The organism is Neisseria sp. HMSC064D07 (genome assembly GCF_001837185.1).
GTDB classification, from domain to species: Bacteria; Pseudomonadota; Gammaproteobacteria; order Burkholderiales; family Neisseriaceae; genus Neisseria; species Neisseria flavescens_C.
Genome location: NZ_KV831692.1, coordinates 1 through 9,987 on the forward strand (window position 1 = coordinate 1; position 9,987 = coordinate 9,987).

Genomic DNA, 9,987 nt, shown 5'->3' on the forward strand with positions numbered 1-9,987 from the left:
AATGCGAATTTCGATTTAACTTCGGCACACCGTCCCGGCAGCTAAAAATTCTGCGGGATTGGTGTGGAATTTAGAGCTAATCTACGTCAGCCCCCAAAAAAAACGCTAGAATTTCTTACATCTTAAGCCTCTCTGAAACATAAGCAGGTTAAACTCTCACCTAAATCTCACCCTTTTCCATAAGGAGCCGCCATGTCCCATCTGCAAACCATCGCCGAACACCTGACCAGCCGCCGCCAAACCGTTACCTGCGCCGAGTCCTGCACCGGCGGCCTGCTTGCAGGTGCGCTGACTTCCCTCTCCGGCAGCTCGCAGTGGTTTCACCAAAGCTTCGTCACATACAGCAACCAAGCCAAACAAGACCGCCTCGGCGTCATGCCCGATACCTTGCTGAAACACGGTGCGGTCAGCCGCGAGACCGTCTATGAAATGGCACGCGGCGCAAAGGCCGTCGCGCAAGCCGATTACGCCTTGAGTATTTCCGGCATCGCCGGCCCCGGCGGCGGCAGCGCGGCCAAACCGGTCGGCACAGTCTGGTTCGGCCTGGCCACGCCCGAAGGCTCGTTTGAGCAAACCGCGCTTTTCACAGGCGACCGCGAAGCAGTAAGGGCGCAAGCCGTCGAATACGCATTGGCTTTCTTGGCGGAACATTTGGTTTGATAGCAAAAACACAGGCCGTCTGAAATCTGGAAATCAGGTTTCAGACGGCCTTTCATAAATTAAGATATTTAAAACTTTAATGGTATATACTTAATCATATTTTTTACTATCAACCGAAAATATAAAGGAAAAATAATGAACAAAACAAAAAAATATACACTAGCTCTTTTAGGCTTTTTTGCAACTTTTTTAAGTGCCTGTTCCCAATATAATGATCCATACAAAAATGGACCTAAAGAGATTAATGGACATCCCGTATACGAAATACCATTCGAACAACCTTTAATTATCGACCCCAAAAAGGAGCAAGTGTTTTATTTTAAATTGAATAAAAAGCCAAAAGCACCTGAAACTAATTATGTTATCTATATTATGACAATGTATCCAATTGATGATAACAAATATTATGATGCTTCAAAAGGCCTAGATACGAATGATATTTTAATTAAAAATAAAATGTTGCAGTTTGAAGCCAATCTATCTCATTTTGATAGTAACAATATAGAAACTAAAATTGGTTTAAGTAATGAATGGATATATTATCCTGATTTACTTCAATATAAAAACAAAAATAAAAATGGAACAGTCCCCCGTTTTCAAAGAGAACTAACTCAGTTTACTGCTGATTTAGCCTCCAGCATTCCTCCATTAAGGATATTTGACAATAAAAAGTACGGCGTTCATAAAAATGAGATGGCATATTTTTTAATACAAGAAGAAGGGGGATATTATCGTCTTTCCATTAGGTCATTGAAAAAATTTCCAGACTACCCAAAACTTAAATTATCTGTATATATCAGTACAGAACGAACCCCAAAGTAAACTTTAAATAAAAAGGAAGTCTTATGAATGATGATAACAGATACACTTTAACCATCTATGTAGCTGCACCCGGTACCCCTTTATTTAAGGATGGAAAACCTTGGATGGAAAATGGTGAGCAAAAAACTTCTCAACCAGGCCATGTGTTCTACGGTATCAGCAAAGATGGAGGTCATACTATCGATTCATACGGTTTTGCCCCTCCCCTAGATACTGATAAATACCATTGGTATCACCCTGACAAACCAGGAGATGTCCAAAAGGGGGAACACAAAGAATACTTGAATCCAGTTTATGAACGAACTATGGAGATTACCAAAGAACAATATATGGCCTTACAGAATTTTGGCGAATACCCCCAAAACTACGGTTTTAATAAAGAAGTATACAACTGGGCTACCAACAGTTGTATCGACTTCACTTTTACAGCCCTCTATCGTAGTGGAATATACAAGGGTAAAGAATACATCCATCATTATGAGGGGGTGGAGGTAGGTAGAACCATTAATAATTCTTACGAAGGAACTATACGAGTATTGCCTAATATAGAAGAGTTTGACAAGATTTCTAATCAGATTCCCAATAGCGACTTGAACCAAACCATCAAAAGGGCGATGCCTAAACGTACTCCTATACAGTGGCTTATCAGTGAAAATCAACACGAACAACAATATCGATACGCACAGGCTGGTATTGATGGGAATATTCTACAAATCAACGATATGCCTAAAACTGCCCAGACCATCTTCCACCAGTGTAAACAGGCTTTTACTGACTTCTGTGATAAGAAAAATATTGCCTATGATACAAATGATGTAGATAAAATTGCTATGTCATTAACCTCAGCAGGCTATGCAAACAAAATGCAGGGCGTGTCTTTAATCAATATTAAAGATAATGGGGAAATATCTATCGGACACAAAGATCCTGGGTTGATAACAGCTTCTGCGAATATGAAAATAGCTGCAACTACACCCATCGAAGAAAGTTTAACCAAAATACAGGAGACCGCACAAAATTTTGAATATGAGGCGAAACAAAAACAAATGGTGCAATCCCAATCACATGGACTGATGCTTTCTTAACTAAAAAGGCCGTCTGAAATCTGGAAATCAGGTTTCAGACGGCCTTTTTGTTGCCGGCCATATGGGCGCATTTGTTTCACGATTCCACACAATTATGGTAATCTTGAGCCGATTTTCACCATACATCCGAAAGGAACATCATGAGCCTGATTATTGAAGACTTGCAAGAAGGCCACGGCAAAGAAGCCGTCAAAGGCAAAGAGATCACCGTACATTACACCGGCTGGTTGGAAGACGGTACCAAATTCGACTCCAGCCTCGACCGCCGTCAACCGCTGACCATCACACTGGGCGTCGGCCAAGTGATTAAAGGTTGGGACGAAGGCTTCGGCGGCATGAAAGAAGGCGGCAAACGCAAGCTGACCATTCCTTCCGAAATGGGCTACGGCGCACACGGTGCCGGCGGCGTGATTCCTCCGCACGCAACCTTGATTTTTGAAGTCGAGCTGCTGAAAGTGTACGAATAAGCATTTGACGCTTCAAAAGACCGAGGCCGTCTGAAATCCGAAGTTTGGTTTTTCAGACGGCCTGTTTTTATCAAGATTCGGTATAATGCCCTCTTTTACAAGCAAACCATTTCCCAAGGAACCCCCATGCTTTTACCCGAACAAGTCAAAACCCTGATTGAAGGCGTTACCCCTTGCGAACACGTCGAAGTCGAAGGCGACGGCCATCACTTCTTCGCCGTAATCGTTTCCTCCTCATTTGAAGGCAAAGCCCGCCTCGCCCGCCACCGCCTGATTAAAGACGGCCTCAAGCCGCAACTCGAAAGCAACGAATTGCACGCGCTGTCGATTTCCGTTGCCGCCACTCCGGCCGAATGGGCTGCCAAACAGGCTTAATTTGGAATCAAACAAAAGGCCGTCTGAAACTTCAGACGGCCTTTTTGCATTCAAACCCAAGCAGCCCTCAGCTTCCGGCCTGCATCTGTTTTTTCGGGAAAAACTGCACCACGTTCTCTCCTTGCGGCAACACCAATTTCTTCACGGCATGGCCGTACACGGTTTCAAGCGTGATGTTCAGACGGCCTTCGTTGGCAAAAATCTTATCCACACATTCCTTAGCCGCTTGCGGATTGCTGAACTTCAACGCATTCCACAATCCCAAGGTTTCCATGTCCTGCCAAAACGTCCCGGCTTTTTTATAGCTCAATTCAAGCTTGGCCGTGTCGGTTACCGGATCGTAAAAGCCGTTGTCGGCGAGCATATCGCCCAAGTCGTGCATATCAATCAGCGTGGGCGCTTCGCATTCGATGCCTTCATGGTTCAGACGGCCTGTCAGCTCGGTCAGACTGTCGCGGCCAAAGTGCGTGAAAAACAATAATCCGTCGGTTTTCAAAGCGGCGGCCCAGTTTTTCAATACCGGCAAAATATCGTCGGCGCGGCTGAGGCTGAGGTTGGCCCACAGCATATCGGCGGCGGCTTCAGGCAGCGGCGCGGTCAGGGCTTGGCAATGTTGCGGAATGGTTTTGCCGGTCAGCTTCTGCCAGAAACCGCCTTTGCGCGCGGCGGCGGCGGTTTTCAAAAAGTCGGCATTCGGATCGTATTCTTCAAACACGGCGTCGGGATAACGCGCGGCCAGCAGGCTGCGGCTGATGTCGGCATCGGCACCAATCAGCATGATGCGTTTGGGTGCATTGCGGACCAGCTGCAGGCGCTCGTCGGTGTCTTGGGCGAGATGGCGGTGAATTTGCCAGCGTTTGTCTTGTTCGGTCATGGTGGGTCGTGTCAGCGGGCTTTGCCCGACAATATTCTGTTTTTATGGTTGATGTTTGTTTCAGACGACCTTTTCGACAAAATTGCGGTAGGTTTCGGCAAATTCGTCGGCATGGCTTAGAAAGGGCGCGTGTGCGGCTTTGTCGATAAGGACCAGCTCGCTGTTGCTCAAATGGCGGTGTAAATATTCGCCCATGCGCGGCGGCGTAATGGCGTCTTTCTGTCCAAACACCAGCAGTGACGGCGTTTGAATCAGCGGCAACAACGGACGCGCGTCAGCATGGTTGACCGCTTCAAGCGCGGCCTGTAAGGCGGAAGGCGTGCCGCAGCGCGCCAAATCGGGCAGCACCCGGTTTAAGATTTCGCCGGAATGGGGTGTGTGCAGCAGTTGCAGTTGTAGAAACTGTTTAATATGTTTGGCATAATCCTGCTGGAATGCGCCGACCATCTTGCCCAAGGCAGGTTGCGCCAAGCCTTCGGGATAATCCATGTCGGCAGTCAATCGGGCAAAACTTGCCGTCAGGCAGAGCGATTGGATTTTGTCGGGATAAAGCGCGGTCAGATACAGGGCAACCAGTCCGCCCAGCGACCAGCCGAGAATGTGTGCCGGCGTGTCGATTTGTCCAGCGAAGGTTTCGGCAACGGCGGCAATATCAAACGGCTCGGTAAAAGGCGCATCGCCGTGTCCGGGCAAATCAAGCGCGCGGACGTCCCAACCGGCAGGCAGGCGCGGTATCAAATCGTCGAATACATGGCGGTTCGCCGCCCAACCGTGTATCAGATAAACTTTTTTGGCGGAGTGTGGCATGAATGTTCTTTCTTGGTGGCGCAATTTGAAACGGCTCAATGCGCGACGTTGCGTATTATGCCACGATTCCGTTTCAGACGGCCTTTGCCGAGGCTGCGCAAACGATTTGACGGAATATTTTATCGACGCGGCACAAAGCTGCCCTTTGTGTTTCCGCCCTGTCGCGGGCGGGGCGGTGTGCGGCGGTTGTCAGAAAAAGCCGCCCGCATTTGATAGAATGTGGGCCTCGCTGTATTACGAACCGCCCGTCAGCAGCATGATACGCGAGCTGAAACACTTGGCCGATTTGGGCATGAGCCGTCCGTTGGCGGATTTGATGTGCCAAAACGCACCCGGCTGGCTGGCGACGGAACACTTCGATTTCGTCCTGCCCATGCCTTTGAGCAAAGAGCGGCGGCTCAAGCGCGGATTCAACCAAAGCGAGGCGTTGACGGATATTTTGGCAAAACGCTACGGCTGGACGCTGCTGCCGCGACACGCGGTTTTCAGACGGCATGGCGAGCCGCAAAGTACGCTGAAAAGCGACGAACGTCGGCGAAATATCAAGAATGCATTTAAAATCAAAACCGAATTGCCGAAGGCGTGTAATATTCTGTTAATTGACGATGTCTTTACCACCGGCTCGACTTTGGACGAATTGGCGAAAACGCTGAAAAAATCAGGCGCAGGTAAGATTTTTTGCTGGAGTTTGGCGCGTCCGCCAATGAAAAAATAGCTTAAAGTTTTTGACACCCATGGAACATTTCGGCATTATGCCACTCTATAAGTGATTGATTTATATGTTTACCATAGTTTTGTACCAACCTGAAATCCCGCCCAATACGGGCAATATCATCCGCCTGTGCGCCAATACCGGTGCCGATTTGCACTTGGTCAAGCCGCTTGGGTTTCCGCTGGATTCGTCCAAAATGAAACGTGCGGGTTTGGATTATCACGAGTTTGCCAAACTGACGGTACATGAGAATTTCGAAGACTGCCTCAAGGCACTCAAAGGCCGCCGCATTTTCGCGCTGACCACCAAAGGCTCTACCCGCCCCGACGAAGTTTCCTTCCGCGAAGGCGACGTGTTGCTGTTTGGCCCCGAAACGCGCGGCCTGCCTGCCGAAATTCTCGACAGCCTGCCTGCCGGACAAAAAATCCGCCTGCCGATGATGCCCGGCAGCAGGAGCATGAATCTTTCCAATACTGTCGCTGTTATTCTGTTTGAAGCATGGCGGCAAAACGGTTTTGCCGGCGGCGTATAGCAGGCCGTCTGAAACCGCTGCGTTATCAACTCAAGAACGGAACCCGTTTTGACTTTTACCAAAAAAACCCTCCTTTCCTTAGCCGCCACCATCGGCGTCCTTTCCATCAATGCCGCCGTTGCCGACAGCGTGGTCCGAGTCGAAAAACTGCATCCTTCTGCCAACCGCAGTTACAAAGTTGCCGGCAAACGCTACACGCCGCTGACCCAAGTTTCCTCTTTCAGCCAAACCGGCAAAGCCTCATGGTATGGCAACCAATTCCACGGCCGTAAAACTTCCAGCGGCGAGCGTTACAATATGAACGCCCTCTCCGCCGCCCACAAAACCCTCCCTATTCCCAGCTACGCACGCGTGACCAATATGCAAAACGGCAAAAGCGTCATCGTCCGCGTCAACGACCGCGGCCCTTTCCACGGCAACCGCGTCATCGATGTTTCCAAAGCTGCCGCCCAACAATTGGGTTTCATCAACCAAGGCACAGCCAACGTCAAAGTTGAGCAAATCATCCCTGGCCAAACCGCCGCTCAAACCATTATTTCCCCAAACAACAAAGAATTTTTTGTTGATTTGAAATCCTTCGGTACCCAACGCGAAGCACAGGCTTATTTGAACCAAGCCGCACAAAGCCTGCCGTCAGACAGCAAAGTCATGCTTGAAAAACGCAACTACGAATACGTTGTCAAAATGGGTCCGTTCAGCAGCCAAGAACGTGCCGCCGAAGCAGGCGAACGCGCCCGTCATCTAAACCTGGCATCCGCCATCTGATTTCGTCCGCGTTACCGCTGAAGTTTGATACAATACAAGGCCGTCTGAAACCCGATTGCAAGGTTTCAGACGGCCTTTTTTAATCACAGGGGAGCACCATGATCAGCAGGCTTACAGGCAAATTGATTGAGAAAAATCCGCCGCAGGTCGTTATCGACGTCAACGGCGTCGGTTATGAAGCCGACGTTTCCATGCAGACTTTCTACAACCTGCCCTCCGTTGGCGAAACCGTCCATCTCTACACCCAGCTTGTCGTCCGCGAAGACGCACATTTGCTGTTTGGTTTCGCCTCAGCCGAGGAACGCGCCACCTTCCGCCAACTGGTCAAAGTCAGCGGCATCGGTGCTAAAACCGCATTGGGCATTTTGTCGGCCATGAATGCCGACGAGCTGGCGCAAGCCATCGCCGAAGAAGACGTGAAACGCCTCTCCTCCGCCCCCGGTATCGGCAAGAAAACCGCCGAACGCATGGTGTTGGAACTCCGCGGCAAACTCGTATCCCATACCGTTTCAGACGGTCTGTTTGCCCCTGATGCCGTTGCCGATGAAAGTCAAGACATCATCAACACCCTGCTTGCCCTCGGCTACAACGAACGCGAAGCCAAAGCTGCCACCAAAGGCATTCCCAAAGGCACGGAAGTCGGCGAAGGCGTGCGCCTGGCCTTGAAAAACCTGCTCAAATAAGGCTGTCTGAAACATGAAAACCGCCGTCCTGAGTGCCGCCTTGCTTCTAAGCGCGTGCGTTTATACCGAGACTCCATACGGGCGCACCGCCGTCTTAGACCTGCCCGTCCACTCGCAAACCACTGTCAACAAAACCGTGACCATCAACGCTCCGCCCGGGACGACCGTCATCTATCAAGACAGCGAACCCGTCCGCAATTACCCGGCTTATCCCGTTTATCCCCGCCGGGTTTATCGTTATCGATAAACAACGCTGACCGTTTGAAACCATAGGTTCAGACGGACTGTTGAGAGACCAACCATGAAATACATCCTTCCCCTGCTTTTACTCCTGAGCGCCTGCACACCGGACACCAAGACCACGGATGCCGCATCCGCCCCAAAAACACACGGCTTTGCACACCGCCTGACCGAAGGCGAAAAACTACTGACCCAAGCCCTCATCAAACAAGACCTCGCCGCCTACTTCAAACACGAAACCGGCGGCGCATTTGCCGAACAAGCCCCCTTATTCTCGGCCCAGCAACTTGCCGAACAGAAAAACATCCCCGAAAACGATGCCATCGGCGTTTACGGCAAAATCATCAAAACCCAAGGCCGCACTGCCTGGCTGCAAACCGACAAGCAAACCCTCAAACTCTATTTGGCCGAACCGCTGCAAGAAGCTCAAGGCGAAGTTACCCTTGTCTGCCAACACGAAAACACCGCATTCCAAGACTGCCAAACAGAAGAAAACTTCGCCCGACGCTTTACCGAACAAATCTTCTCGGCGGTCGAGTCCGGACGCGTATCCGCCCAAACAGACGCACCGGCCGAAGAAATCATGGCCGGCCGCCTCATCCCGTTTTTAAGTGCCGCCAGCGACTTTACCGGCAACTTCAAAGCCTGCGCCACCACCATGACCGAATACTGCACCAGCCGCCTGGCACGAGAAATGCCCGAATTCGCAGTCCGCAAAAAAGCACAGGAATTGGGTTTGACCGAAATAGCATTTAAAAAGAAAAAATAAATATTTAGGCCGTCTGAACCCTATGGCGGCTGTGTTATAATCCGCACCTCATACAGGTCGGACAGACAGTCGCCGCGTATCGCGTAAGGCATACGGGGAGGAAAGTCCGGGCTCCATAGAGCAGAATGCCGGCTAACGGCCGGGCGCGGCAACGCGACGGAAAGTGGAACAGAAAGCAATACCGCCGATGATTGCCTTCGGGCAAAACAGGTAAGGGTGAAAAGGTGCGGTAAGAGCGCACCGTGCATTTGGTAACAAAGCGCAGCAGGCTAAACCCCATTCGGAGCAAGACCAAACAGAACGCGATGACGCTGCTCGCCGAGCGTTCGGGTAGGTTGCTTGAGCACACCAGCAATGATGTGCCTAGAGGAATGACTGTCCTCGACAGAACCCGGCTTACCGTCCGAGCTGTATGTCCCCATACCGCGGCAGGTTTTAAAAACCTGCCGCATTTTTATAGAAATAAAAAGGCTGAGACCTTTGTAAAATCTTCTAAATTACTACCAAGCACACTTAGGGGCATTAGCACCCTTTTTTCAGTAAATTTACATAAGCCATGCCTATCAAGCACATCGACCGTTTACCCTTATTGAAGTTGGAGTAGATATTTGATTAGCAGTTGATCGAGCACTCCCTGAATCATTAAAGAACTCGTTACATTAGAGACCTCTATAGCCGTCCTACCTATCTCTTCTTATCCTTTTCAAAGCCACTCTGCTTGGCCAATAGCACAGCTTGAGACCTGTACCTTTATAGGCAATCGTTGTATTTTTGAAATTCACGCCACGAAATCCAATCCTATATCCAACGAGCGGCTGCTGTGGGTCAGATAGCCGAGGGCGATGCCGTCCACGCCGGTTTGTGCCACACGCTTCAGACGGTCGAAGCCGATGCCTCGCAATAGATAGCGTGGGAGTGGGCGATTTGTGTATAGCAGCGGTTTGCCGCTTCTTTCAAGGTTTTGTCTCCATGCTGTCCAGCAAAATCCGTTCCGCGCTTGCCGCGATGGCTTTGTCCAGTTGTGCCAACGTGTCCACTTCGATTTCTACGCAGGTCAATGCTCCAACCGCCTGTCTTGCCTGCCGAACGGCTTACCCGTCGTGGATTTCGGCTTGGAAGCGGATGTAATATCGCCTCGCCAGCAACTCCTTGCTCGAATGCATCGTTACCGCCAGGCTTGCCGCCCAAACCATCGC

General features: G+C 50.1%; 13 protein-coding genes, 1 other RNA gene and 2 pseudogenes. 13 read left to right on the forward strand and 3 right to left on the reverse strand.

Features of this window, described 5'->3' with window-relative positions:
* The 6 genes and pseudogenes from HMPREF2608_RS11375 to HMPREF2608_RS06590 form a co-directional block, all read left to right on the forward strand.
* Positions 1 to 74: pseudogene (locus HMPREF2608_RS11375) on the forward strand (IS1595 family transposase); the annotation flags it as partial.
* 118 nt (positions 75 to 192) lie between these two features.
* On the forward strand, positions 193 to 660 hold the full coding sequence (locus HMPREF2608_RS06570; protein ID WP_070826392.1) for a CinA family protein: 468 nt from the start codon (positions 193 to 195) through the stop codon (positions 658 to 660).
* A 135-nt stretch (positions 661 to 795) separates the two neighbouring features.
* Positions 796 to 1,482, forward strand: a complete 687-nt coding sequence (locus HMPREF2608_RS06575; protein ID WP_070826393.1) for a hypothetical protein — start codon at positions 796 to 798, stop codon at positions 1,480 to 1,482.
* Between the two features lie 23 nt (positions 1,483 to 1,505).
* Positions 1,506 to 2,567, forward strand: a complete 1,062-nt coding sequence (locus HMPREF2608_RS06580; protein ID WP_070826394.1) for a hypothetical protein — start codon at positions 1,506 to 1,508, stop codon at positions 2,565 to 2,567.
* Positions 2,568 to 2,704: 137 nt separating this feature from the next.
* Positions 2,705 to 3,034 (forward strand): FKBP-type peptidyl-prolyl cis-trans isomerase, encoded by a 330-nt coding sequence (locus tag HMPREF2608_RS06585; protein WP_094192864.1) that lies wholly within the window; start codon positions 2,705 to 2,707, stop codon positions 3,032 to 3,034.
* A gap of 126 nt (positions 3,035 to 3,160) precedes the next feature.
* Positions 3,161 to 3,409 carry a BolA family protein gene (locus HMPREF2608_RS06590; RefSeq protein WP_003686612.1) on the forward strand — a complete coding sequence of 83 codons (249 nt, stop codon included), beginning with the start codon at positions 3,161 to 3,163 and terminating at the stop codon, positions 3,407 to 3,409.
* A gap of 67 nt (positions 3,410 to 3,476) precedes the next feature.
* Here the strand turns inward: HMPREF2608_RS06590 and HMPREF2608_RS06595 are convergent, their stop codons facing one another.
* Entirely contained in the window at positions 3,477 to 4,283 is an 807-nt protein-coding gene (locus HMPREF2608_RS06595; RefSeq protein ID WP_049322981.1) for a class I SAM-dependent methyltransferase, read from the reverse strand.
* Between the two features lie 60 nt (positions 4,284 to 4,343).
* Positions 4,344 to 5,090, reverse strand: a complete 747-nt coding sequence (gene bioH, locus HMPREF2608_RS06600; protein WP_036492479.1) for a pimeloyl-ACP methyl ester esterase BioH — start codon at positions 5,088 to 5,090, stop codon at positions 4,344 to 4,346.
* Here bioH and HMPREF2608_RS06605 point away from each other — a divergent pair.
* The 7 genes from HMPREF2608_RS06605 (at position 5,089) to rnpB (ending at position 9,206) form a co-directional block, all read left to right on the forward strand.
* Positions 5,089 to 5,805: a ComF family protein gene (locus tag HMPREF2608_RS06605; RefSeq protein WP_070826395.1), complete on the forward strand. Its 717-nt coding sequence runs from the start codon at positions 5,089 to 5,091 to the stop codon at positions 5,803 to 5,805. The two genes, bioH and HMPREF2608_RS06605, sit on opposite strands and share 2 nt — an antisense overlap.
* A gap of 64 nt (positions 5,806 to 5,869) precedes the next feature.
* A complete protein-coding gene (gene trmL / locus HMPREF2608_RS06610; RefSeq protein ID WP_070826396.1) occupies positions 5,870 to 6,334 on the forward strand; it encodes a tRNA (uridine(34)/cytosine(34)/5-carboxymethylaminomethyluridine(34)-2'-O)-methyltransferase TrmL in 465 nt (154 codons plus the stop codon).
* Between the two features lie 48 nt (positions 6,335 to 6,382).
* Positions 6,383 to 7,099, forward strand: a complete 717-nt coding sequence (locus tag HMPREF2608_RS06615) for a septal ring lytic transglycosylase RlpA family protein (protein WP_070826397.1) — start codon at positions 6,383 to 6,385, stop codon at positions 7,097 to 7,099.
* A gap of 98 nt (positions 7,100 to 7,197) precedes the next feature.
* The gene (gene ruvA, locus HMPREF2608_RS06620; protein WP_063068624.1) at positions 7,198 to 7,782 is read left to right on the forward strand and encodes a Holliday junction branch migration protein RuvA; all 585 of its coding nucleotides are present in this window, start codon (positions 7,198 to 7,200) and stop codon (positions 7,780 to 7,782) included.
* A 13-nt stretch (positions 7,783 to 7,795) separates the two neighbouring features.
* Positions 7,796 to 8,029 carry a methionine-binding protein gene (locus HMPREF2608_RS06625; protein ID WP_070712458.1) on the forward strand — a complete coding sequence of 78 codons (234 nt, stop codon included), beginning with the start codon at positions 7,796 to 7,798 and terminating at the stop codon, positions 8,027 to 8,029.
* 54 nt (positions 8,030 to 8,083) lie between these two features.
* Positions 8,084 to 8,791, forward strand: a complete 708-nt coding sequence (locus HMPREF2608_RS06630) for a hypothetical protein (RefSeq protein WP_070826398.1) — start codon at positions 8,084 to 8,086, stop codon at positions 8,789 to 8,791.
* A 53-nt stretch (positions 8,792 to 8,844) separates the two neighbouring features.
* Positions 8,845 to 9,206: RNase P RNA component class A (rnpB, locus tag HMPREF2608_RS06635), an RNA gene on the forward strand.
* Between the two features lie 363 nt (positions 9,207 to 9,569).
* Here the strand turns inward: rnpB and HMPREF2608_RS06640 are convergent.
* Positions 9,570 to 9,882, reverse strand: a pseudogene (locus HMPREF2608_RS06640) (nicotinate-nucleotide diphosphorylase (carboxylating)); the annotation flags it as partial.
* Positions 9,883 to 9,987: the final 105 nt, after the last annotated feature.

Coding starts and splice junctions, on each gene's coding strand:
- HMPREF2608_RS06570 (WP_070826392.1), top strand. CDS start 193: ATGTCCCATCTGCAAACCATCGCCGAACACCTGACCAGCCGCCGCCAA.
- HMPREF2608_RS06575 (WP_070826393.1), top strand. CDS start 796: ATGAACAAAACAAAAAAATATACACTAGCTCTTTTAGGCTTTTTTGCA.
- HMPREF2608_RS06580 (WP_070826394.1), top strand. CDS start 1,506: ATGAATGATGATAACAGATACACTTTAACCATCTATGTAGCTGCACCC.
- HMPREF2608_RS06590 (WP_003686612.1), top strand. CDS start 3,161: ATGCTTTTACCCGAACAAGTCAAAACCCTGATTGAAGGCGTTACCCCT.
- HMPREF2608_RS06595 (WP_049322981.1), bottom strand. CDS start 4,283: ATGACCGAACAAGACAAACGCTGGCAAATTCACCGCCATCTCGCCCAA.
- HMPREF2608_RS06605 (WP_070826395.1), top strand. CDS start 5,089: ATGAATGTTCTTTCTTGGTGGCGCAATTTGAAACGGCTCAATGCGCGA.
- bioH (WP_036492479.1), bottom strand. CDS start 5,090: ATGCCACACTCCGCCAAAAAAGTTTATCTGATACACGGTTGGGCGGCG.
- trmL (WP_070826396.1), top strand. CDS start 5,870: ATGTTTACCATAGTTTTGTACCAACCTGAAATCCCGCCCAATACGGGC.
- ruvA (WP_063068624.1), top strand. CDS start 7,198: ATGATCAGCAGGCTTACAGGCAAATTGATTGAGAAAAATCCGCCGCAG.
- HMPREF2608_RS06625 (WP_070712458.1), top strand. CDS start 7,796: ATGAAAACCGCCGTCCTGAGTGCCGCCTTGCTTCTAAGCGCGTGCGTT.
- HMPREF2608_RS06630 (WP_070826398.1), top strand. CDS start 8,084: ATGAAATACATCCTTCCCCTGCTTTTACTCCTGAGCGCCTGCACACCG.